The organism is Sinobacterium caligoides (genome assembly GCF_003752585.1).
GTDB lineage: Bacteria > Pseudomonadota > Gammaproteobacteria > Pseudomonadales > Sinobacteriaceae > Sinobacterium > Sinobacterium caligoides.
Genome location: NZ_RKHR01000003.1, coordinates 759,448 through 784,104 on the forward strand (window position 1 = coordinate 759,448; position 24,657 = coordinate 784,104).

A 24,657-nucleotide genomic window follows, 5' to 3' on the forward strand; every position below is an offset into this window, starting at 1 on the left:
CCTGTTATAGAGTATTCACTCGCTGAGTAGCGGAAAAATACCCGTCACAGTGCTTTAACGCGCGCAGATCTCTTCTTCGGCGAAGAAGTAGGCGATTTCACGCGCCGCAGACTCAGGAGCATCAGAACCGTGTACGGCATTGGCATCGATAGAGCTAGCGAAATCAGCACGGATAGTACCCGCAGCGGCTTCCTTTGGGTTGGTCGCACCCATCAGCTCACGGTTCTTCAGGATTGCACCTTCACCTTCAAGCACTTGCACACAAACAGGGCCTGAAGTCATGAATTCTACTAGGGCGGGGAAGAACGGACGCTCTTTGTGTTCGGCGTAGAAGCCTTCGGCTTTCTCTTGACTAAGACGAACCATCTTAGAGGCAACAATCTTTAGACCATTCTTTTCAAAACGGCTGTAGATCTCACCAATAACGTTCTTAGCAACAGCATCAGGCTTTACGATAGAAAATGTACGTTCAATAGCCACGGATAAATCTCCCAATAGGCAAAAGGGCATGCGCCCTACTTCATGTCAATTAAATTTATTCCCCTGCGAATAACCGAAGGGGTGAAGCGGGCGATTATACCCACAGCGTCAAGAAAATAATACGGAAGCCAAAGCGAAAAGCCTGCTATTTGGCGAATGAATAGACAAAATACAGCCCTGCCGCCCGAGAAGACGCAAATAACGAGCCTTTAAAAAAACAAAACACCGCGTAAAGACGGTGTTTTGTTTCACAAGAACGCTAGCATACAAACGCCTTATGCCGCCTCATCAATCCACAACTGCTGTATCGCCTCAAGGATTTTCTCTCCACAACGCTCCGGATCCCCCTCAAAGCCCGGCAACGCCAACACCCAATCACGCAGATCAGTGAAGCGGACAGTCGCCGGATCAACGTCTGGATACGCCTCATAGAGCTCAATCGCGATATCTTGCACATCGGTCCACTGCATAGCAACTCCTTATTTAAATTGCCTTAATCTATAGATTCAAGAAATACTAATGGTTTTCAGAGACCTGGTTGATAGTGTACTTAGGAATCTCGACGACAAGATCCTCTTCTCCAACGACAGCCTGACAACTCAGCCTCGATTCTGGCTCCAGCCCCCACGCTTTATCGAGAAAGTCTTCTTCGAGCTCATCGGCCTCTTCCATCGAGTCGAAGCCCTCCCGCACTACGATATGGCAGGTGGTACAAGCACACGACATCTCACACGCGTGCTCAATTTCTATCTCATTTTCAAGTAACGTCTTACAGACGGTCTTCCCCTCTTCCGCCTCAATGACGGCACCTTCAGGGCACAATTCATGATGTGGCAACACAATTAACTGAGGCATAACTACTTAACCTTCCGACTGATCTTTTGATTGGGACTTTAACTTTTCTGCCTTTTCGACACAGCCTAAGGTCGCATCTTCTGCAGCCTCGAACTGATCGACATTCTGACCTGCTAACGCGCTCTTGATACTACTATCCATCCGGCGTTCAGCAAAGAAATCACTCTGCTGAGCCAGGCGCTGTACACCGGCCGCAATGGCAGCGGCGTCATCACCGTTACGCAGTAACACCAGAACCTCCATAGCCTTGGTCAAGTCATCGCGCTCCGCCTCACTAAGCAACTCATTGCCATCAGTGAGCATCGCCCCCATTAATGACTCGATAATTCTATCCGCCTCAACTTGCTGTTCACGTAACTCACGCGCTAGCAAGTCGGTTTTGGCGTGACTGAAAGAGTCACTGAGCATGCCACTAATCTCGCTATCACTGAGACCATAAGACGGCTTGACCTGAATCGTTGCCGTCACCCCGCTACTCTTCTCCATCGCACTAACGCTGAGCAAACCGTCGGCATCAATCTGGAAAGTAACTCTGATATGCGCCGCACCGGCAGCCATGGGCGGAATACCTTGCAACTCAAAACGAGCCAGCGAACGACAATCATCAATTAACTCTCGCTCACCTTGCAACACGTGAATAGCCATCGCTGTCTGGCCATCTTTGTAGGTAGTAAACTCTTGCGCGATAGCGACTGGGATCGTTGTATTGCGATGAATCACCTTCTCCATCAGCCCCCCCATCGTCTCGATACCCAGCGAAAGCGGAATCACATCAAGCAGTAGCAAATCATCACTACTCTTGTTGCCCACCAACACATCAGCCTGCAACGCTGCACCTATGGCAACGACTTTGTCGGGGTCAATATCAACCAGTGGCTCCCGAGCAAACATCTCGGCAGCACGCTCTCGCACACGTAGCGAGCGCGTTGAACCACCAACCATAACGACACTATCGATATCTTTTGTCTTCACCTTGGCGTCACGCAACGCCCGCTTACACGCCCGCATGGTTTGATCGATTAAAGGGTCAATTAACTGGGCCATCTGCTCTCGCGTCAGCGTACCCGACCATGACAACTCTTCGACATCAACGTCAACAGACTCCCTTTCTGACAGCGCCTCTTTCGCACTACGAGCGGCCTGCAATATTCTACGTGCAGCACCAGCATCAACGACCTCAGCACCCGACTCTGTAACAAACCAATCAGCAACGACACGATCGAAATCATCACCGCCGAGAGCGGAATCGCCTCCCGTCGCCATGACCTCAAAGACACCCTTGCTAAGACGTAAAATCGACACATCAAAGGTGCCACCGCCGAGATCATAGATCACCGTAATGCCTTCGTCGCCGCTATCGAGCCCGTAGGCTACCGCTGCTGCCGTCGGCTCGTTCAGCAAGCGCAAGACTTTCAAACCGGCCAACATCGCGGCATCTTTCGTTGCCTGTCGCTGCGCATCATCAAAATAAGCGGGCACTGTAATCACAACCCCATCAAGCTCGCCTGCCAAGGTTTCCTCAGCACGCTGGCGCAATGCTGCCAATATATCCGCTGAAACCTGCACCGGGCTCCGCTCGCCCGCCGCAGTAACGATCATCGGCATGCCACCGTGATCTTCTGCAAACAGGTACGGTAGCTCTCCGGCAAACGACTGCACATCACTCACACCACGACCCATTAGACGCTTGGCTGATGCCACGACGTTATGAGCATCAAAGCCCGCTGCCAACTGAGCCTCTCGCCCAACAACAACGTCGTCAGCGCTGTAACGCACGACTGAGGGCAATAAATGCTCACCATTCAAATCCGGTAAAGTCCCCGCAGCCCCCGAACGCACAGCCGCAACCAATGAGTTGGTCGTACCAAGATCGATACCCACAGCCAACTTACGCTGATGCGGTGCAGGAGCTTGACCAGGCTCTGATATTTGCAGTAAAGCCATTGTTACTACTCTCTAATTCTATAATTCTATAACTGATTAGTGTCGGCAAAGTTTTTACTGAATATTAATAATCGAGCAAGCGCTCCTCGACTCGCTCCACCTCAATCAGCAATTTAAACAAAAACTGCATACGCGCCACTAGGAGCGTAGCCCGGGTATAATCGCCCTTGCTATAGGCCGTAGAGAAGCCTTCAATCATCTGCTCATAGTTTTGTTCAACAGACTCTCGTAACTCCTCGATAGCCACCTCCGCATCAGGCGCCTCTGAAACCTCTTCAAGCTGTTCTCGCAACATAATCTGCTGCATCAAGAACTCACCATCATGATTAGTCGTATTCTCACCACTGGCGTCTTTACCAGCAAGCTTAAGCAGGTATTGAGCGCGTTTGAGAGGGGACTTAAGCGTGTCGTAAGCCTCATTAATAAAGGCACTCATCTGCAGCGCCACGCGCTGCTCACGGTCGCCTTCTGCAGCAAAACGATCTGGGTGAAACTCTTGTTGCAACAGACGGTAACGCCGATCGAGCTCAACGTAGTCGACGGCATATTCAGCATCAAAATCAAACAGTTCGAAGAAAGACTTTTCTAAACCAAGGACACCCATGACCAACCTTACCTACAAGAAGAACCCACAACAGAATACCGCCCCGCCCCAGTGAGAGACGAGACCGAGGTGATAACTTAGACGTGAAAACTCTCGCCACAACCACATTCACTAGCGGCATTAGGGTTATTGAATTTCAACCCCTCATTTAACCCCTCTTTGACAAAATCAAGCTCAGTACCCTCAAGATAAACCAAGCTCTTCGGGTCGATAATAACCTTGACGCCATGATCTTCAAAGACGCTATCATGTTCATCAATACTGTCAACAAACTCAAGAACATAAGCCATACCCGAGCAGCCGGAGGTACGCACACCGACACGAACACCTATGCCACTGCCCCTGTTAGCCAACTGACTTCCAACATGCTTCGCCGCGGCCTCTGTAATTGTAACGGCCATACTATCTCCAACTTACCCTAGCGGGCTCTTATACAGTGAAATCCACCAGCACCTATTATTGCACTAGCGCTGCGCTGCTATTCGCCACGCTTCGCTTTTACATCGGCAATAGCTGCTTTAATTGCGTCTTCAGCAAGCACAGAGCAGTGAATCTTAACTGGCGGCAGGGCTAGCTCTTCTGCGAGCTCTGTATTTTTAATCGCCCCCGCCTCGTCCAATGTCTTGCCCTTAACCCACTCTGTCAACAGCGAGCTTGAAGCAATAGCACTGCCACAACCATAGGTCTTGAAGCGGGCGTCTTCGATAACACCATCATCACTGACCTGAATTTGTAAGCGCATTACATCGCCACAAGCAGGTGCACCCACCATACCCGTTCCGACATTTTCCGCGCTGTCATCTAATTTTCCAACGTTGCGCGGGTTTTCGTAGTGATCTAACACTTGTTCACTATATGCCATGATGTCTCTCCTCGTTCACATAGCGACGCTTCTTTTCGTCGCATTAACTTTTACGGACAATTGTTTGCGAGGTCGGCCCCGTATTCGGAGAGCCGCCACGCTAGCTAGCTCATCTTAATGTGCTGACCACTCGATACTTTCGAGGTCCACACCGTCCTTATACATATCCCACAAAGGTGATAACTCACGCAGCTTAGTGACGGCCCCCTTCAGGCACTCAACAGCAAAATCAACCTCTTCTTCGGTGGTAAAGCGGCCGATTGTAAAGCGCAGCGAGCTATGCGCCAACTCATCGTTCATACCAAGCGCACGCAGTACGTATGAGGGCTCTAGGCTAGCCGAAGTACAGGCTGAACCACTAGAGACGGCCAGATCCTTTAGCGACATAATTAACGATTCACCCTCGACAAAATTGAAACTCATGTTAGCGTTACCCGCTAAACGCTGATTTTCATCGCCATTCAGATAAACCTCTTCCATAGCCTTAACACCACTCCAGAGTCGATTACGCAACTCTAGTAAGCGAATATTTTCGTGCTCCATCTCTTCCTTGGCAATACGAGCTGCCACACCCATGCCGACAATCTGATGCGTCGGTAACGTGCCTGAGCGCATGCCGCGCTCATGACCACCACCATGCATCTGCGCCTCCAGACGGACACGAGGCTTACGGCGCACATATAATGCTCCGATGCCTTTAGGGCCATACATCTTATGGGCTGACATCGATAACAGATCAACCTTCATCGCTTCCATGTCAAGCTCAACTTTGCCCGCAGTCTGCGCGGCATCAACATGAAACATGATTTTACGTGCACGTGTTAACTCACCAATCGCAGCGATATCATTGATGGTCCCTATCTCGTTGTTAGCATGCATAATAGAAACGATAATCGTATCATCACGCAGTGCCGCCTCTACCGACTCAGGTGTAATAATCCCCTGCTTGTTCGGCTCGAGATACGTAACCTCATAACCCTCACGCTCGAGCTGACGACAAGTATCCAACACCGCTTTGTGTTCGATTTTTGAGGTAATAATATGCTTACCATTTTTTGCGTAGAACTTAGCAACACCTTTAATGGCTAAGTTGTCTGACTCTGTCGCACCACTGGTCCACACGATCTCACGCGGATCAGCACCGATGAGGTCGGCAACATCGCGACGAGCATTTTCTACCGCCTCCTCTGCACGCCAGCCGTAGACATGCGAGCGCGAAGCCGGATTACCAAAATTGCCATCCAGCGTCAGGCACTGCATCATCGCATCCGCAACACGCGGATCGACAGGGGTCGTCGCTGAATAATCAAAATATACCGGCAATTGCATCTCTTTATACTCCCAAAATTATCTCATCAAGCTCGCCGCTCCACGCGGAACAAGCGATACTCGTACTACCCTAGGATCGATAGCGGCATAGTCGCTACCTTATTCTCTTTTGCTGAACCTTTAGCTTCTTTATCGTCTTGTCTCGCCGAGATAGAACGCACCTCTTGACGCTTTACTAAGCTATCGAGCGTTATACCGCTTAAGAAGCTATGTATTTGTTGACTCAAATCTGTCCACAAATGGTGAGTCAAGCAAAAACCATCTTCACGGCAATTACCATTACCACCACAGTTGGTAACATTCACTCGCTCATCTACTGCGTCGATGACCTCCACCACTGAGATAGCATCGAGAGCTCTACTCAATCGATAACCGCCTCCAGGGCCGCGAACACTTACCACTAGTTTTTGCCGCCTCAACTTGGCGAATAATTGCTCAAGATATGACAGCGATATCTCTTGCCTACCGGATATATCGGCTAGGCTTACTGGCCCCTGATCCGCGTGCAGCGCGAGATCAAGCATTGCCGTCACAGCGTAACGGCCTTTTGTCGTCAGACGCATCGACTTCTCCTCGTATATGTCGGCCAAAAACTACGGGGCCATGTCATACGCAGTATCCAATAACCAAGCAAAACAGTCAACTATATAACCTAGTATTTTACTTGGGTATAACGAAATTCCGACGGCGCATTATAAGCGATTAGCAAGACAGTTGATACGCCCAAGTAAAGCCTTACTCAGCAATACTTCCGCCATCTCGAGAAACCAGCGCCTTCTGCGTGCTCCGCAGTATGCCCCGAAGAATATTCACCTCCATTGCGTCCAACTGCTGACGAGTAAACAGCCTCCGCAAGCGAGTCATTACCTGATTAGTGCTACCTGATTCGAGAAAATCAACGTCGATCAGCACCTGCTCGAGATGCACCATCATACGCTCAACATCGGCGGCATTTGCCAGCGGATGGTCCCAGCGATCAAGCGTTTTTCCACTTAACGGATGCTCCCCCAGTAACGCCATGCGCATCTCGTAACATAAAACCTGTACAGCCGCCCCAAGATTGAGCGAGCTATAGGCCTCATTGGTCGGTATGTGCACATGAAAATGACACTTTTGTAACTCTTCATTCGTCAAGCCACGGTCTTCACGACCAAACATGATCGCAACTTTATTACCGGCCTGCAGCGACTGCTGAGCACGCTCCGCACTCTCGCGAGGATCGAACAGCGGCCAGGGTATTTTTCGCTCACGCGCACTAGTTCCCAGAACAAGCCCACAACCCTCAATAGCCTCTTCGACGCTGTTAACAATCACTGCATTTTCCAGCACATCTTTTGCCCCTGCCGCCCGCCAGTCTGCCTCATCAGCGGGGTATCGCTTAGGTGCTACAAGAACCAGCTCACTAACCCCCATATTTTTCATCGCGCGCGCTGTCGCACCGATATTTCCGGGGTGAGTGGTATTAATAAGAATGACCCTAACGTGATCCAACAACTGCAACATGACTAACCCAACCTAACTCAACAGTAACTTTTGGCGCTAGTATCCTCCAAAATCACGCTAATAGCACATTGTATACCGCTCGCAGAGCGGTTATTCACGCCAAAAAGATCAAGAAGATCATTTTTTTGCACTAAGCTAGTAATATCCTGCTACGTTTCAATGTATAATCTCGCCCCTTATTTCCGTCCCCCCGCTCTTTAGAGGCATACCTAATCCATGCAACCAATGACCAAAATCGCATTACGTGCCGCACGTAAAGCCGGTGAGATTATTGAACGCGCCAGAGAAAATCTGGAGTTCATCGACGTAGAGTCAAAAAGTGAGAACGACTTTGTCACCGAAGTGGACAAGTCTGCCGAGAGAGAGATTCTCTATCACTTGCAGAAAGCCTACCCTGACCACTGCTTTTATGGCGAAGAGTCCGGCATGATAGAGGGCGCAAACAAAGATTACGTCTGGGTAATCGACCCCATCGACGGCACCACTAACTTTGTTCGCGACATTCCACACTACGCTATCTCGATTGCCTGCAAAGTCAACGGCAAGGTCGAGCACGCCGTAGTCTACGATCCCATTCGCCGAGAGGAGTTCACCGCTAGTCGTGGTAATGGTGCTCAACTAAATGGCAGAAGGATTCGCGTCAGCAAAGCAACCAGTCTCGACGGCTGCATCCTTGGCACAGGCATTCCCTTTGCCGGCCACACAGCCGAACATCTTGAAACCTACATCGAGAGCCTAAAAACTCTTTCCAGCCAATCCGCCGGGATTCGCCGAGCTGGCGCCGCCTCGCTTGATCTTGCCTATGTCGCCGCTGGCCGCCTTGACGGCTTCTGGGAGATAGGTCTACAGGAATGGGATATCGCCGCGGGCTCCCTACTCGTCATTGAAGCTGGCGGTTTCATCAGCGACTTCCAAGGCGGCCATAAGTACTTAGAAACAGGCAACATTGTCTGTGGCCCACAAAAGGTCTTTAAGGCGATGTTACAAAACATCAGCCCATATCTCGGCCAACTATAAAGCCCTCTCTCGAGCTGCAGCAATGCAGCTCACAACTCTCCCTTGCACGCTCGCTCCGCCCTTTTCTATACCCCTGCGCAACAAACACACATCTAGCCTATATCCACACCCACACCCACACCCACAAAACCATCCTATCGATTCAACGCCCAAAAACGCAAAAGGCCCGTATCGATAACGATACGAGCCTAGACTAGCGACTAGATGACCTACTAGCAGTAAGGAGGACTAAGGACGCTCGTCCAGCTCCCTCTCATCTTTAATTACTGGTGGCATCAAATCCTCACGCGTGATCTTCATCCGCACGAGAATATTCGCCGCAATATAGATTGAAGAATATGTACCAACGGTGATTCCCACCAACAACGATGTAGCAAAGCCGTGGATCATATCTCCGCCCCAATAAAAGAGCGCAATCAGAACCAGTAAGGTCGTACCCGAGGTAACAATGGTCCGCCCCAGAACCTCACTCAGTGAAACGTTGATAACATAACAGGCATCGCCTTTGCGTATCTTGAGAAAGTTCTCCCGAATACGATCATAGACGACAATCGTGTCATTCAAAGAATAACCAATCAGCGCCAGCAATGCCGCCAATACCGTCAAATCAAAGTTCAAATAAAACACCGAGAATACGCCTAGTGCAATAATGACATCGTGTGCCAACGCCAGTACCGCACCGACGGCAAACTTAAACTGGAAACGTATCGCCACGTAAACCATGACAACTAATAGCGCCAACAGTAAAGCGAGACCACCCTGTTCACGCAGCTCCTCACCTACTTGCGGGCCAACAAACTCAACCCTGCGCAACTCAACACCAGTACCCGAATCCTGCGCCAACACCTCGATCATATGAGCGCCAGCCTTATCATCAAAGCCCTGCGCCAAACGAACCAACACATCACGATCAGAACCAAAGTTAACCACCGTCGCCCCGTGGTAACCCTTTGTCTCTAGGGTCTGGCGAATATCTCCGAGCGGCACCGCCTTCTCGTAATAAACCTCAATCTGCGTCCCGCCGGTAAAATCGAGACCAAAATTTAATCCCTTGGTTGCGAGCGAGAAAATTGAGCCAAGCACCAGGATTGTCGATAAAATCGTCGCTACCATACGGTAGGACATAAACGGAATAATTTTAATTTGTTTGGACATATCTATACTGATCTGACCTATCGTCTATTGAAACTATGCTGCCGCTTAGCGGCAGCTCGAACCACAACTCAAATTGAGTACGCGGTATTAAATCCACAGCTTTTTCAGCTCGCGCCTACCGTGCGTTATGCAAATCAACGCACGAGTACCCATAATCGCCGTAAACATCGACGTCATAATACCCAGCGCTAACGTTACCGCGAAGCCCTTTATCGGCCCCGTACCAACCGCATACAAAATCACCGCAACCAGCAAAGTGGTAATGTTTGCATCCATAATGGTCGTCACCGCGCGATCAAAACCGGCGTTAATCGCCAATGCAGGCTTTGCCCCGTTATTCAGCTCCTCTTTTATTCGAGAGAAGATCAGCACGTTAGCATCGACAGCCATACCCACCGTCAAGACGATACCGGCAATGCCCGGCAGGGTAAGCGTCGCACCAAGGATTGACATCAAGGCGATCAACAACACCACATTCGATGCCAGGGCAATATTAGCCAACAAACCAAACACTTTGTAATAAAGCAGCATAAAGATAACAACGAGACCTAGACCAATCTGTACAGATAGCAGCCCCATCTCAATGTTTTCAGCACCCAATGACGGGCCAATAGTCCGCTCTTCAACAAAGTCCAGCGGCGCCGCTAACGCACCCGCACGCAACAGCAAGGCAAGATCTGATGCTTCCTGAGAGCTATCCAGCCCCGTGATACGGAACTGCACACCGAGCGCCGACTGCACTGTTGCCAAGCTAATAATCTTTTTGTTGTCGTAGGCTTGCTTAATAGGGTGCTCAACACCCTTATCGTCTTTTTCATAGCCGATAGTGCGCGACTTACGCTCGACGAACAAGACACCTAAGCGCTCACCGATCGCCTTACGTGTCGCATGATTCATTAACGTACCGCCGTTGCCATCAAGCGTAATACTCACCTGCGGACGGCCATTCTCATCGAAGGCTGAACGCGCATCTTGAACGTTTTCACCGCTGATCACCATCTGCCTGTTTAACCACGCCTCACGCTGACCACGCTCCGGATTACGGAATTCGAACTTCTCTTTGGTCCCCATCAAGGCGTTAGGCTTAGCCTCTAGACGGAACTCAAGGGTTGCCGTCTTACCCAAAATATTCTTTGCTTGAGCCGTATCCTGTACGCCTGGCAGCTCGACAACGATACGATTGCGCCCCTGCTTCGCCACTAGCGGCTCTGACACACCCAACTCATTAACACGGTTACGCAAGGTCGTCAGATTCTGGCTTACCGCATGATCCTCAATCTGAGCAATTTCGGTGGCACTGATATTCACCAGCAACCAGAAGTGCTCACCACGCTCTTCGAGTCGACGCTCGAGATTGGGAAATGCCTTGCGGATTGCAGAAGAGGCCGTCGAACGCTTTTCCTCATCGCTGAAGCGTAAGCGGATTTCGTTGCCGTGTAGATTAGCAAGACCACGAATTTTCTCAGCACGCATTAAGCGCTTAATTTCGACAAGATTGGTCTCCTGACGCTTCTTGACCGCGGTCTGAGTATCAACCTCAAGCAAGAAGTGCACGCCACCACTCAAATCCAAACCCAGCTTCATCGGCTCGGCGCCAAGATCTCTCAGCCACTTCGGCGTCGTTTCCGCGAGGTTAATCGCCACGATATAGTCATCACCCAGCGCACGCTGAGCGATTGCCTTAGCACGCAGCTGCATTTCCCCACTGTGTACACGAATCAGTGCCGAGCGACCGTTAAGCACACTGCCGAAGTAATCGACACCACCCTCATCCAGCGCTTTGGTCACTCGCGTTAACTGCGCCTGCGTCATATCGCCACTGCTCTCGTGCGAGATCTGGATGGCGGGGTCAGGACGGTAGAGGTTGGGCGCACTATAGATGAAGCCCATCACCATGACGACAAGGAGAAAGAGGTATTTCCAAAGAGGGTACTTTTTTAACATGTTAATTCCAATTGTAAGCACAATAGCCGAACGTTGAATGCTTGAAAAACCACGTCGGCAGCCCTTAAGCGGCGCCTATTATGTTATAAATTTTCCCCTGCAACAACGACCTGTAACAGAAGCTTCACACTCTAACGAGTACTCCTAGCGTTTTTTCGCCCCGTATCGCCCATTGCAGCCACCTTTTAGGCAAAAAAAACGAGGCTAATGCCCCGTTTTCTTTACACTCAAGCGATCATAAGATCAATCTGCAAACACCCTAGCATTGCGGAACAGGCGCATCCAAGCCGAGTCTTCACCACTACCTTCAGGTGACCATGAGTTCTGCACCGTACGGAATACGCGCTCAGGATGCGGCATCATGATGGTGACACGACCGTCTGCACTCGTCACACCGGCAATACCTGCCGGTGAACCGTTAGGGTTAGCCGGGTAGCTTTCCGCTACCTTGAGGTTGTTGTCGAGGTAACGCAGCGCCACTTGACCACTCGCCTCGAGCGCGGCAAACGCCTCCTCATCGGCAAACTCAGCACGTCCTTCACCGTGAGCAATGGCCACCGGCATATGGGAACCAGACATGCCCGACAACAACTTTGACGCACCATCTTGCACCTGTAACAGCGAGAAACGCGCCTCAAACTGCTCACTCTGATTACGTACAAAGCGTGGCCAGTGCTCGGCACCTGGGATCAACGATTTCAAATTTGACATCATCTGACAACCGTTACAGACACCTAGTGCGAAGCTGTCGCCACGCTGGAAGAACTGCTCGAAGTTATCTCGTACCCGATCGTTAAACAGAATACTCTTCGCCCAGCCCTCTCCAGCACCGAGAACATCTCCATAAGAGAAACCGCCGCAAGCCGCTAGGCCCTTGAAGTTAGCAAGATCAACCTTACCCGCCAGAAGATCACTCATATGCACATCGACTGCAGCGAAGCCCGCCTTGTCGAAGGCTGCCGCCATCTCAATCTGACCGTTGACCCCCTGCTCCCTAAGCACTGCAATGCTGGGCTTAACAGCACGACTGATGTAAGGCGCCGCCACGTCCTCAGCACTATCAAAGCTCAGCTTCGTACTCAGGCCGGGGTTGCCGTCCGCAATGGTCGCAAACTCTTGCTTTGCACACTCTGGATTGTCACGCAACGATTGCACTTGGTAGCTTGTCGCCGCCCAAACCCGCTGCAATCCTGCACGCGTATCTTTAAACAGCTCGGTTGACCCCGAGCGAAGACTAAACGCCTCGTTAGTCGAAACAGCACCAATAACGCTCACCAAACTACCGATTCCAGCGACTTCAAACTGCTCCTGCACGGCAGCCAAATCACTATTAGCTACCTGCAGTACTGCACCAGGCTCTTCATTAAAGAGCACAGCAAGCTCTGAACTCGTCGCCAGCAGCTCAGCCAAATCGACATCGACACCACAGCGGCCAGCAAAACTCATTTCCGCCAAAGTCGTCAACAAGCCACCGTCAGAACGATCGTGATACGCCGCGACTAGCTCAGCCTCCAACAACTGCTGCATCACCACAAAGAAGGCCCTCAAGTTGACGCCGCTATCGAGGTCAGCCGCTTCGCTACCCACCTGCTTATAAACCTGAGCCAAACAGGAACCACCGAGGCGATTCTTACCGGCACCGAGATCGACCAACAACAACGAACTATCACCAACGTCGCTACGCAGCTGCGGCGTCACTGTTTTACGCACATCCAGCACCGGCGCAAAGGCCGTAATCACCAACGACATAGGGGCCGTCACCGACTTATCTTCACCCTCTTGCTGCCAAGCGGTACGCATTGACATCGAGTCTTTGCCGACAGGAATGGTAATACCCAGCTCAGGGCATAACTCCATGCCCACAGCCTTAACCGTGTCATAGAGCTTTTCATCCTCACCGGGGTGACCTGCTGCGCACATCCAGTTGGCCGAGAGCTTAATATCTTTGATATCACCAATGCGCGTAGAGGCAATATTGGTAATCGCCTCTGCAATCGCCATGCGACCGGAGGCCGGACCGTCGATTAGCGCCAGAGGGGTACGCTCACCCATCGACATTGCCTCACCGGCATAGGTGTCAAAAGCCGCCGTAGTCACAGCACAGTCGGCCACCGGTACCTGCCACGGCCCTACCATTTGGTCACGATGCACCATACCCGTGATACTACGATCACCGATTGTGATCAGAAAGCTCTTTGAGGCAACCGTCGGCAGTGACAGCACACGATGTACCGCATCCTTCAAGGCAACCCCAGTAAAGTCTAACTCCGGCATATCGTAAGACTGGCGAACGATATCACGACTCATCTTCGGCGCCTTGCCGAATAGAACCGACATCGGCAGATCGACCGGCTTGTTATCAAAATGGCTATCACCCAGAGTGAGGTGATGCTCTTCTGTCGCCTCACCGACAACCGCATAAGGGCAACGCTCACGCTGACACAGTGCCTCGAAACGGGCCAAATCCTGCGGTTTAACCGCCAACACATAACGCTCTTGCGACTCATTACACCAGATCGCCAAGGGGGACATACCAGGTTCATCATTGGGCACATTACGCAGATCAAAAGCACCGCCACGACCGCCATCCTTCACAAGCTCAGGGAAGGCATTGGAAAGACCACCCGCACCCACATCGTGAATAAAGGCAATCGGGTTGGTGTCACCATAGGCCCAGCAACGATCGATAACCTCCTGACAACGGCGTTCTATTTCAGGATTTTGGCGCTGCACAGAGGCAAAATCTAGATCCTCACTCGAGGAACCCGAGGTCATCGAAGAGGCGGCACCGCCACCCAGGCCAATCTGCATCGCAGGCCCACCCAACACAATCAACTTACAACCAGCATCAAACTCAGGCTTGTCGACGTGATCTGCACGTATATTACCGTACCCGCCGGCCAGCATAATCGGCTTGTGGTAACCCCTAACCTCAACGCCAGCAGCGCCCGCCGCCTGCTCCTCAAAGGTACGGAAATAGCCACAGATATTAGGGCGTCCAAACTCATTATTAAACGCCGCGCCTCCGAGAGGACCCTCGGTCATAATGTCGAGCGCAGTCACAATTCTGTCGGGCTTACCGTAATCAGTCTCCCATGGCTGGACATTCCCCGGAATACGTAAGTTAGAAACGGTGTAGCCTGACAAGCCGACTTTCGGCTTAGAGCCGCGACCAACAGCCCCCTCATCACGAATCTCGCCACCACTACCAGTACCCGCCCCCGGGAACGGAGCAATCGCTGTTGGGTGATTATGAGTTTCGACTTTCATCAGGATGTGAATCGGCTCTTGACTGTAGCCGTAACTATTGTCCTCTGGATCCGAATAAAAGCGTCCCGCCTCGCTACCTGCAACGACGGCGGCGTTATCCGAATAGGCACTGAGCACATTCTCACCGCCGAGCTCATTGGTGTTCTTGATCATCTTGAACAGCGAGTGACTCTGCTGCTCACCATCGATCGTCCAATCAGCGTTAAAAATCTTGTGGCGACAGTGCTCTGAGTTTGCCTGAGCAAACATCATTAGCTCAACATCACTAGGGTTACGCCCCAACTCAATAAAGCTTTCAACCAAGTAATCAATTTCATCATCAGCTAGAGCCAGGCCCAACTGACGATTAGCAAGAACTAGCGCCTCGCGGCCTCCAACCAACACATCAACAGAAGTCATCGGCGCAGGCTGTTCTGCGACAAATAATTGTTGCGCCTGCTCAAATTCACCCAGTACTACCTCAACCATACGGTCGAACAGTAGCGCCTGCACAACCTGGCGCTGCTCTTCTGTTAAAGGCTCCGCCACTTGTAAATAGAAGGCCACACCACGCTCTAAACGTTTGACCTTAGCCAAGTCACAGTTGTGAGCAATATCTGTCGCCTTACTCGACCAAGGAGAGATGGTGCCCGGACGAGGCACCACAAGAAACAGCTCCCCCTCCGACTCACCATGGTCATCGCGCGGGCCGTAGCTCAACAATCTTTCGAGCAAGCGATGTTCGTCAGCATCGAGATCCGATGCGAGATCGGCAAAATGAATATACTCCGCACTGATCGCAGTGACCGTAGCCACCTGCTGTTGCACACGAGATAGTAACTTCTGAATACGAAACTCGGATAAGGCAGAACTGCCTGGCAGTATTAACATGTTACTCAACAACCCCTATATAGGATTTTTGCAAAATTAAGCACAGGACCCCCCCCATGCCTATGAATAAATTTTTTGTCGAAGCACTCATTGAGCACTACCGACCATCACGTGCGAACCCCATCAACGCTGAGGGGTATCGCCACGCAACTTCAGCTTTAACGCTTTCTTTGCCTCTCGACGATGACGAAAGAAGCGGCTGACCAACTCAGCACTCTCCTTCGCCATTATACCGCCTCTAACCTCGAGGCGATGATTTATATATGAGCTTTGCAATAATTTAGCCTGACTGACGACTACGCCGGCCTTTGGCTCTAGGGCACCATAGACCAAACACGCAATTCGTGAGTGAATAATCGCACCACTGCACATAGTACAAGGCTCAATCGTCACATAGAGCGTCGCTCCCGGTAATCGGTAATTGCCGGTATTCGCTGCCGCCTGACGCAGAGCAACAACCTCGGCATGGGCTGTTGGGTCACAGCTACCGATCGGGCTATTACTTCCCTCACCAATAACGCGCCCCGACTGCACGACCACAGCACCAACCGGCACCTCACCACGCTCCGCAGCCTGCGCCGCTAGAGCCAAGGCATAAGTCATCCAGCGCTGATCTTCAGCTGCTTGCTGAGTCAACTCATCACCGATTTCTACCGTCACAATACCTCTCACTCTCGCTGGGCAAAATAAAGAAGCCCGAGATCAATCGATCCAGGGCGATAATTTTATTCCCACTCAATCGTAGCCGGCGGCTTACTCGAGACATCGTAGGCAACACGCGACACCTTGGCGATCTCGTTGATAATACGACCCGATACCGTCTCCAACAACTCATACGGCAGGTGCGCCCAACGAGCAGTCATGAAATCAATCGTCTCAACGGCACGCAATGTAATAACGTATTCATAACGTCGCGCATCGCCCACCACACCAACAGACTTAACAGGCAGGAAGACAGCAAAAGCCTGGCTCGTCTTGTGATACCAACCAGAAGCATGCAGCTCTTCCATAAAGATCGCATCCGCCTCACGAAGAATATCAGCGTACTCTTTCTTCACCTCACCAAGGATACGAACACCGAGGCCCGGCCCAGGGAAGGGATGTCGATAGACCATGTCATAAGGCAAGCCTAGCTCTAGACCAACCTTACGCACCTCGTCTTTAAACAATTCGCGCAGAGGCTCGACTAATGAGAAAGCCATATCATCAGGTAAGCCGCCAACATTGTGGTGCGACTTAATCACATGCGCCTTGCCGGTTTTTGCCGCAGCTGATTCGATTACATCCGGATAGATGGTGCCCTGAGCCAAAAACTCGACATCTTTAATCTTCAAAGCTTCTCTATCGAAGATCTCGATAAATTTGTTGCCGATAACCTTACGCTTCGCTTCCGGATCACTCACTCCCTTCAGTGGTTCTAGGAAGTCATCTTCGGCGTCGGCACGAATGACCTTAACCCCCATGTTATTGGCAAACATTTCCATCACCTGTTCGCCTTCATTCTTGCGCAACAGGCCGTTGTCGACAAAAACACAGGTTAACTGTGAACCGATCGCTTTATGCAGCATCGCGGCTACCACCGAGGAATCAACACCACCCGACAACCCTAGTAGCACCTTTTTATCGCCAACCTGTTCGCGCACGCGGGCAATCGCATCTTCGATAATATTAGCCGCCGTCCACAGTCGCTCGCAGCCACAGATCGAGAGCACGAAGTGTTCAAAAATACGGTTTCCCTGCAGTGTATGCGTCACTTCTGGATGGTACTGCACACCATAAAAGCGTTTTTCCTCGCAATACATCCCGGCAATAGGGCATGAGTCCGTTGAGTTCATTTTCTCAAAACCCACCGGCATCTGCACCACTTGATCACCGTGACTCATCCACACGTCAAGAGCCGAGCTACCGTCTTCGTTGAGGTGATCAGAAATGTCGGCCAACAAGCTTGCCTCACCTTCGACCTTAACTCTGGCATAACCAAACTCATGAACATCAGAGCCAGCAACCTTGCCACCGAGCTGCTCCGCCATTGTCTGCATGCCGTAGCAGATACCAAAAACAGGGACGCCCAAATTAAACACAAGCTCAGGCGCACGTGGCGAGCCTTCGGCCGCAACAGACTCTGGACTACCAGCCAAGATGATTCCCTTCGGTGCATAGGCTTGAATATCTTCGTCACTCATATCCCAAGCATGAATCTCAGAATAAACACCAATCTCACGTATCCGACGCGCGATAAGCTGAGTGTATTGAGAACCAAAATCAAGAATCAAAATTCGTTGCGCGTGTATATCTTGTGCCACTAGAGTCATCCTCGTTATCACCAAAACCCACTATAAATTAGGCTTTAGAGATCAATAAAACTAACATTAAAATATTTTAGAACTGTATAAAAAAACGGGGCTTTGCCCCGTTTATTTTTTACCCTCGCGAAGTCGTCGGATAATTTGGCGCTTCCTTGGTAATACTCACGTCGTGAACGTGGCTCTCACTCATACCGGCACTCGACACACGAACAAACTCAGGTTTGGTGCGCATCTCTTCCATCGTCTTCGAACCGGTATAACCCATTGCCGAACTCAAGCCACCCATTAACTGATGGATTACCGCCGACAGCGGCCCCTTACAGGGAACACGCCCTTCGATCCCTTCTGGCACTAACTTTTCAGCACCTTCAGAGGCATCCTGGAAATAGCGATCACTCGAACCCTGAGTCCTAGCCATCGCTCCCAAGCTACCCATGCCGCGATATGCTTTATAGGTACGTCCTTGATATAGTTCAACCTCACCAGGTGATTCCTCAGTACCTGCCAACATCGACCCCATCATGATACAAGAGGCACCGGCAACGACAGCCTTGGCCAGATCACCGGAGAAGCGAATGCCTCCGTCGGCAATCAACGGGATACCCGTACCCTCTAAAGCTTGTGCCACATCGGCCACGGCACTGATCTGCGGTACGCCGATCCCCGTAACAATACGTGTAGTACAAATAGAACCAGGGCCAATCCCGACTTTAACACCGTCGGCGCCGGCCTCTGCCAACGCTTTGGCGGCCTTGCCTGTCGCAATATTGCCGCCGATAACATCCACCTGTGGGTAGTGTTTCTTAATCGAGGCAACACGATCGATAACATTCTTTGAGTGGCCATGAGCAGTATCAACGACCAAAACATCAACACCAGCCTCAACTAGTGCAGCGACACGATCGTCGGTATCTGCACCAACACCGACAGAAGCCCCAACCAATAGCTGTGCTTGGCTATCTTTAGCTGCCTTAGGGTAAGTCTGTGCTTTGTGGATGTCTTTCGCGGTGATCATACCGCAAAGCTTATCGCTGCCATCGACAACCAATACTTTCTCGATACGATGCTTATGCAGTAATGCCTTCACTGCCTCGCGCTCAGTTCCCTCCTTAACAGTGACGAGGTTGTCACGCGTCGTCATGATTTCCTTCACCTTAACGTCAAGGTTATTAAGATAACGAACATCACGATTGGTAACGATACCAACGAGTTCCCCCTTGTCCAGTACAGGAACACCCGAGATGTTGTACTGCTCTTTAACTGCCAACAACTCACGCAACGAAGCATCTGCTGAGATGGTAACAGGGTCTTTAACCACACCGCTTTCATGTTTTTTGACAGCACGAACTTCACGCGCCTGCTGTTCAACACTCATGCTTTTGTGGATAATGCCGATACCGCCCTCTTGTGCCATCGCGATCGCTAGACGCGCTTCGGTCACGGTATCCATGGCGGCAGAAATGAGGGGGATGTTAAGAGAGATGTTGCGTGTCAGTTGAGTTTTCAAAGACACATCTTTGGCTACAACTTCAGAATAATCTGGTACTAGTAATACGTCGTCAAACGTTAATGCTTCTTCTTTAATGCGTAGCATGAAACGGCCCCACCCGATGAAATGAAGCAAGTAATTATAACCGATGTTACAAATAACCGTAAAGCATAATCAGCCACTAATTCATGATTAAAAAGACACTACTCGACAGACTTTCCGAACGCGACATCTATACGGTGACTGAACTGAACAGTCGCGCCAAAAAACTGCTGGAAAAACACTTTTCTACAGTATGGGTAGAGGGTGAGATCTCAAACCACTCCAACCCTAGTTCTGGCCACTGGTACTTCACCCTTAAAGATAGTGGCGCCCAAGTACGCTGTGCAATGTTCAAAAAAGATAACCAATCGGTCAAGTTTAAAGTAGCTCAGGGGACGCGTGTTGTTGCTCGCGCACGCATGAGTCTTTACGAGGCAAGAGGCGATTATCAGCTTATCGTCGAACACATGGAGCCGGCCGGCATCGGTGATTTACAGCAAGCCTTTGAAGCATTAAAGAAGCTGCTCGATGAAGAAGGGCTATTTGCCCCACCATTAAAAAAGACGGTACCGATAAACCCAGCGCATATAGGTATTATTACCTCCCCCACCGGAGCCGCTATCCGAGACATACTGGCCATTTTAAAAAGACGCCAGCCAGCCATGCGCATCACCCTCTATCCAGTCAGCGTACAAGGGGATAAAGCCGGCGACGAAATCGCACAGGCCATCGCCTTTGCCAACCGTATTGCCGAACGCTTTCAAACCCCTTTGCAGGCTCTCATCGTCGGCCGTGGCGGTGGTTCATTAGAGGACCTTTGGAGCTTCAACCAAGAGCAAGTAGCCCGCGCCATCGCCGCCAGCAAACTCCCTGTCATTTCTGCCGTCGGCCACGAGATCGACTTTACCATTAGCGACTTTGTCGCCGACCTTCGCGCCCCCACCCCCTCCGCTGCCGCAGAGCTGATCAGTACCGACCAACAGGAGCAGCGTCAACAACTCATCAGCTACCGGCAGTGGCTCGGCGATATGGCTTTACAACAGCTCCGCCAGCGCCAACAGCAACTAGCTCACCTAAAGAAAAGATTGCGTCATCCCGGCCACCAACTGCAGATCTATGCGCAACGACTAGACGATCTCGAACAGCGCATACTGCGTGCGATAACTCAGAGACTCCAGCAGCAGCGCAATCAGCTTGATGTTAAACGCCTAGAATTACAGCAACACAACCCACAACGACAGCTGAATGCGCACAAAGAACGCCTTCGGCAGCTTCGATCACAGCTCCCGAAGCTAATCAGCAGCAACATCACTTCTCGGCGGCAACTACTCGATACTCAGGCACTGCTACTCAACAACCTCAGCCCCCTCGCGGTGCTCGGGCGAGGCTACTCAATCAGCAAACAGCAAGGGCGAGTCATCACTGACAGCCAGCAACTCAAGCTGGGGGATACAGTGACCACCGAGTTAGCAAAAGGTCATTTTAAAAGTACCATCGTCGAGATCAACGCAGAAAAAGCCGACAAAGCATAGTATGCTCTCGGCTATTCATTCCTAGCCAAAGAGCCCGAAACTATGTACGCCATGCTCAAGCACCTGCACATGACACTCGCCCTCCTCTCAATCATCGGCTTTATTCTACGGGGGGTGCTACTCGCCACAGGCTCCGGCCTGATGCAGAAGAAGCTACTAAAGATCGCGCCACATATTATCGACACCATACTCCTAATCACCGCCATCGGGCTCATGGTCACGATCAATAGCTATCCGTTTTATAACGCCAGCTGGCTCAGTGCCAAGTTAATCGCGCTAATCGGCTACATCGGCTTCGGCATCATCGCTTTCAAAGCTGGACGACCAATCGCCACCCGTGTCGTCACGTTCTTTGCAGCATTAGGCTGTGTCGGTTATATTCTCGCGGTGGCCATCACCAAGAACCCGACACTCGGCCTATAGCAAGCACTATCAAGCCAACACTTATCCCTCATTTTTTATCAGGATCGTTCATTTATGTGGTTTAAAAACATTCTTGTCTACCGTCTAACGTCTCCCCTTGAAGGCCTTGAAAAGCTCGAAGAACTGCTAGAAAAAAACGCTTTCCAAGGCTGTGGCAGTCAAGATATGCAGGCGCAAGGCTGGACATCACCGCTTGGCCGACACGGTAAAATGCTGTCTCACACTGCTAACGGCTTCCACATGCTTTGTATGCAGAGACAGGAAAGAGTGCTCCCCGCCGCCGTCATCAACGAAGCCCTCGAAGAAAAGATAGCCGATCTAGAGGAGGCACAGGCGCGCAAGGTTTATCGAAAAGAACGCGTCGAAATGAAGGAAGAGGTGGTCATCGAGATGCTGCCACGCGCCTTTACTAAGTCTCAGAAGCTATTCGCTTATATTGACGAAGCTGAAGGACTCATCATCGTCAACTCAACGAGCGGCACCCGTGCAGAAGAGCTATTAGGCTTACTCCGAGAGTCTGTTGGCTCGCTACCATTAGTGCCTCTAATGGTTAACAGTCTACCTGCCGATGTCCTCACTCGCTGGCTACAAGCCGAAGACCTCCCCGAAGGCTTTCTGTTAGGTAACGAATGCGAGCTTCGCGACCCACAGAACCCAAGTAACGTTGTCCGCGCTAAAGAACAGGATTTATACGGCGAAGAGATCGCCAAACACCTTGAAGTAGGCAAGCGAGCGAGCAAGCTTGCCATGGTTTACAATGAGGCGATTGAGTTCACCATCACAGAAGATGTCTCTGTACAAAAGATCAAGTTCTCCGAGCTCGTGCAGGAGAAAACCGGCGACACCAGCGGTGAGGACGATCAGTTTGATAGCGACTTCGCTGTCATGACCTTAGAGTTACGCCTATTAATACAAGAGCTCATCAAGGCCCTTGGCGGCATAGCTGACAGCTAAATACAGCACAGGCTAAAAGGGCACCCGATTCATAAGGCGCCCTTGTTAGTCCGCGAATATACCACCCACATAAATTGAGCGTAACTCAGATGACCACGACAGCTCAAAGAAACCATAGAGACCCTATCGCCATCAATCTACGGCGATTATGTTATATTCGCTCACTACTCATTACGCTGACTCTCACCTTAATTACCCTAGGTTATTATCAGCAATGGCCACTCCCCTATGCATCATTGCAATGGATCATGATCGGACAGATGGCTATCACGGCCCTCACTTTCTGGCGTATCAGCGACTCCCCCAAACTTAGTCAACTTGAATACTTCCTTCATATCGTCTTTGATATCGTCGCACTCACACTCTTGCTTTACTTCACTGGCGGAGCTGGTAACCCGCTCATATCCTTTTTCCTGATACCGCTATCAATCTGCGCCGCCACGCTGAACAGCCGCTATTGCTGGATCGCTACATTACTCTCTATTGCCTGCTACACCTTGTTGTTCGATTTCTACCAACCGTTTGCTATCGCGGCTCCAGGCAACCAACATCATCACCCAGGCTCGATGATGGATACCGGCGTCATCAACCTGCACACTGTTGGCATGTGGCTCACTTTCGTCGTCAGCGCCCTGCTAATTAACACCTTTATCGTAAAGATGGCCACAGCGATTCGCCGCAGAGAAGACGACCTCAACCGTTGGCGTGAAGATGACTTACAGCAACAACAGGTTATGGCCGTCGCCAGCTTAGCTGCTGGCACCGCTCACGAGCTAGGCACCCCTCTCAATACCATGTTACTGCTCACCGAAGAGCTCACTGCCGCCGAAGGGCTGCCGGCAAACTGCAAAACCGATGTGACCGCCATCGAGCAACAAATTCAACACTGCCGAGCCACGCTAAAAAAACTAACCCACCAAGCAGAGCACTATCGTCGCGAGGAGCACAGTTTACAAGCCATTGACAGTTATATTAAAGGACTACTCAGCCACTGGCACATCATACGCCCCGAGGTCGATTTTCAACTTATTACAGACAACACAGAGCCACCCCTCATTCGCGTTGCTGCGACAATGGAGCAAGCGTTAATTAACCTACTCAATAACGCTGCCGACGCCTGCCCCGAGCAGATACTCCTCACCCTTGAATATGGCAACCGTAATTCCTCTATGATCACCCTACATATTGACGACCAAGGAGAGGGGATTGATCATCACATAGCTAGCCAACGCGGCGAGCGGATTTTCACCACTAAAGGAGGGGATGGTCTAGGGCTGGGCCTCTACCTATCTCGCTCAACACTGAATCGCTTCGGCGGTGAAGTGTACCTCCTTAATAGGCCAGAAGGTGGAACTCGCGCCACGATAACCCTACCCTACCAGAAGCCTGAGTAACGATATGAGTGACACTGATTTTTTATTAGTCGATGATGACAGCGCCTTCAGCCAAACAATGCTACGCGCGCTGACGCGTAAGGGCCATACAGCCAATTGCTGCCACAACGCCAAAGAGTGCTTAGCAATGCTGACAGAGAAACGATATCGCTACCTTCTGCTAGACCTCAAGCTTGGTGACGACTCGGGGCTACAGCTCATCGAACCTATACTGGAGATAAACCCTGATATTCTTATCGTGGTATTAACCGGATACTCTTCTATCGCAACTGCAGTACAAGCAATCAAGCTAGGCGCTCACAACTATCTTTGCAAACCAACCGGTAGCAACGACATCCTAAATGCCTTCCTCGGCACAGAACCCCAAACAACCCCGTTAGACCACAGCCACCCCACCTCTGTTGATCGATTACAATGGGAGCAGATCCAACGAGTACTGCAGGACAACGGCGGCAACATATCTGCAACAGCTCGCTTACTTGGCATGCACCGCCGTACGCTACAACGACGATTAGCCAAGCACCCTGTCAAACAATAACGACCGTTTACATGACGCTCTCGTAAAGGGCTAGCCGACAGCCAACTTGACTACTAGACTCCGCCAAAGGACAATTAAAAACTAACAACAATAACACCAGTCACGCTGTTAGCGATCCTATATCGTCTCTATTGTGACCAATAGGA

Annotated in this window: 22 protein-coding genes; 6 read left to right on the forward strand and 16 right to left on the reverse strand. The window is 50.9% G+C overall.

The window, feature by feature from the left end; all coding sequences use genetic code 11:
- Positions 1-54: 54 nt before the first annotated feature.
- The 10 genes from ndk to EDC56_RS03495 form a co-directional block, all read right to left on the reverse strand.
- On the reverse strand, positions 55-480 hold the full coding sequence (gene ndk, locus EDC56_RS03450; RefSeq protein ID WP_123711757.1) for a nucleoside-diphosphate kinase: 426 nt from the start codon (positions 478-480) through the stop codon (positions 55-57).
- A 275-nt stretch (positions 481-755) separates the two neighbouring features.
- Positions 756-950 (reverse strand): Fe-S cluster assembly protein IscX, encoded by a 195-nt coding sequence (iscX, locus tag EDC56_RS03455; protein WP_123711107.1) that lies wholly within the window; start codon positions 948-950, stop codon positions 756-758.
- 46 nt (positions 951-996) lie between these two features.
- Positions 997-1,335: an ISC system 2Fe-2S type ferredoxin gene (fdx, locus tag EDC56_RS03460; RefSeq protein ID WP_123711108.1), complete on the reverse strand. Its 339-nt coding sequence runs from the start codon at positions 1,333-1,335 to the stop codon at positions 997-999.
- 6 nt (positions 1,336-1,341) lie between these two features.
- Positions 1,342-3,279, reverse strand: coding sequence for a Fe-S protein assembly chaperone HscA (gene hscA, locus EDC56_RS03465; protein WP_123711109.1), 1,938 nt, complete (start codon positions 3,277-3,279; stop codon positions 1,342-1,344).
- Between the two features lie 64 nt (positions 3,280-3,343).
- Positions 3,344-3,883: a Fe-S protein assembly co-chaperone HscB gene (gene hscB / locus EDC56_RS03470; protein ID WP_123711110.1), complete on the reverse strand. Its 540-nt coding sequence runs from the start codon at positions 3,881-3,883 to the stop codon at positions 3,344-3,346.
- A 77-nt stretch (positions 3,884-3,960) separates the two neighbouring features.
- Positions 3,961-4,284, reverse strand: coding sequence for an iron-sulfur cluster assembly protein IscA (gene iscA, locus EDC56_RS03475; protein WP_123711111.1), 324 nt, complete (start codon positions 4,282-4,284; stop codon positions 3,961-3,963).
- Positions 4,285-4,361: 77 nt separating this feature from the next.
- The gene (gene iscU, locus EDC56_RS03480; protein ID WP_123711112.1) at positions 4,362-4,745 is read right to left on the reverse strand and encodes a Fe-S cluster assembly scaffold IscU; all 384 of its coding nucleotides are present in this window, start codon (positions 4,743-4,745) and stop codon (positions 4,362-4,364) included.
- A 114-nt stretch (positions 4,746-4,859) separates the two neighbouring features.
- A complete protein-coding gene (locus EDC56_RS03485) occupies positions 4,860-6,074 on the reverse strand; it encodes an IscS subfamily cysteine desulfurase (protein ID WP_123711113.1) in 1,215 nt (404 codons plus the stop codon).
- Between the two features lie 65 nt (positions 6,075-6,139).
- Positions 6,140-6,637: a Fe-S cluster assembly transcriptional regulator IscR gene (gene iscR / locus EDC56_RS03490; protein WP_123711114.1), complete on the reverse strand. Its 498-nt coding sequence runs from the start codon at positions 6,635-6,637 to the stop codon at positions 6,140-6,142.
- 172 nt (positions 6,638-6,809) lie between these two features.
- Positions 6,810-7,577, reverse strand: coding sequence for an RNA methyltransferase (locus EDC56_RS03495; RefSeq protein ID WP_123711115.1), 768 nt, complete (start codon positions 7,575-7,577; stop codon positions 6,810-6,812).
- A gap of 216 nt (positions 7,578-7,793) precedes the next feature.
- Here EDC56_RS03495 and EDC56_RS03500 point away from each other — a divergent pair, with 216 nt between their 5' ends.
- Positions 7,794-8,594: an inositol monophosphatase family protein gene (locus tag EDC56_RS03500; protein WP_123711116.1), complete on the forward strand. Its 801-nt coding sequence runs from the start codon at positions 7,794-7,796 to the stop codon at positions 8,592-8,594.
- Between the two features lie 228 nt (positions 8,595-8,822).
- Here the strand turns inward: EDC56_RS03500 and secF are convergent, their stop codons facing one another.
- From secF to guaB, 6 genes are all read right to left on the reverse strand, one after another.
- On the reverse strand, positions 8,823-9,749 hold the full coding sequence (gene secF, locus EDC56_RS03505) for a protein translocase subunit SecF (RefSeq protein ID WP_123711117.1): 927 nt from the start codon (positions 9,747-9,749) through the stop codon (positions 8,823-8,825).
- An 87-nt stretch (positions 9,750-9,836) separates the two neighbouring features.
- The gene (gene secD, locus EDC56_RS03510) at positions 9,837-11,693 is read right to left on the reverse strand and encodes a protein translocase subunit SecD (RefSeq protein WP_123711118.1); all 1,857 of its coding nucleotides are present in this window, start codon (positions 11,691-11,693) and stop codon (positions 9,837-9,839) included.
- A 243-nt stretch (positions 11,694-11,936) separates the two neighbouring features.
- Positions 11,937-15,833 carry a phosphoribosylformylglycinamidine synthase gene (purL, locus tag EDC56_RS03515; protein WP_123711119.1) on the reverse strand — a complete coding sequence of 1,299 codons (3,897 nt, stop codon included), beginning with the start codon at positions 15,831-15,833 and terminating at the stop codon, positions 11,937-11,939.
- Between the two features lie 123 nt (positions 15,834-15,956).
- The gene (tadA, locus tag EDC56_RS03520) at positions 15,957-16,493 is read right to left on the reverse strand and encodes a tRNA adenosine(34) deaminase TadA (RefSeq protein WP_281273333.1); all 537 of its coding nucleotides are present in this window, start codon (positions 16,491-16,493) and stop codon (positions 15,957-15,959) included.
- 65 nt (positions 16,494-16,558) lie between these two features.
- Positions 16,559-18,136 (reverse strand): glutamine-hydrolyzing GMP synthase, encoded by a 1,578-nt coding sequence (guaA, locus tag EDC56_RS03525; protein WP_123711759.1) that lies wholly within the window; start codon positions 18,134-18,136, stop codon positions 16,559-16,561.
- Positions 18,137-18,254: 118 nt separating this feature from the next.
- Positions 18,255-19,733 carry an IMP dehydrogenase gene (guaB, locus tag EDC56_RS03530; protein WP_123711120.1) on the reverse strand — a complete coding sequence of 493 codons (1,479 nt, stop codon included), beginning with the start codon at positions 19,731-19,733 and terminating at the stop codon, positions 18,255-18,257.
- 83 nt (positions 19,734-19,816) lie between these two features.
- On the opposite strand from guaB, the gene xseA reads away from it, so the two are divergent.
- The 5 genes from xseA to EDC56_RS03555 all read left to right on the forward strand — a co-directional run bounded on the left by xseA (position 19,817) and on the right by EDC56_RS03555 (position 24,511).
- Positions 19,817-21,202 carry an exodeoxyribonuclease VII large subunit gene (gene xseA, locus EDC56_RS03535; protein ID WP_123711121.1) on the forward strand — a complete coding sequence of 462 codons (1,386 nt, stop codon included), beginning with the start codon at positions 19,817-19,819 and terminating at the stop codon, positions 21,200-21,202.
- A gap of 42 nt (positions 21,203-21,244) precedes the next feature.
- Positions 21,245-21,625 (forward strand): SirB2 family protein, encoded by a 381-nt coding sequence (locus tag EDC56_RS03540; RefSeq protein ID WP_123711122.1) that lies wholly within the window; start codon positions 21,245-21,247, stop codon positions 21,623-21,625.
- 54 nt (positions 21,626-21,679) lie between these two features.
- Positions 21,680-22,579, forward strand: coding sequence for a recombination-associated protein RdgC (rdgC, locus tag EDC56_RS03545; protein WP_123711123.1), 900 nt, complete (start codon positions 21,680-21,682; stop codon positions 22,577-22,579).
- Between the two features lie 89 nt (positions 22,580-22,668).
- On the forward strand, positions 22,669-23,973 hold the full coding sequence (locus EDC56_RS03550; protein ID WP_123711124.1) for an ATP-binding protein: 1,305 nt from the start codon (positions 22,669-22,671) through the stop codon (positions 23,971-23,973).
- A gap of 4 nt (positions 23,974-23,977) precedes the next feature.
- On the forward strand, positions 23,978-24,511 hold the full coding sequence (locus EDC56_RS03555; RefSeq protein WP_123711125.1) for a response regulator transcription factor: 534 nt from the start codon (positions 23,978-23,980) through the stop codon (positions 24,509-24,511).
- Positions 24,512-24,657 lie beyond the last annotated feature (146 nt).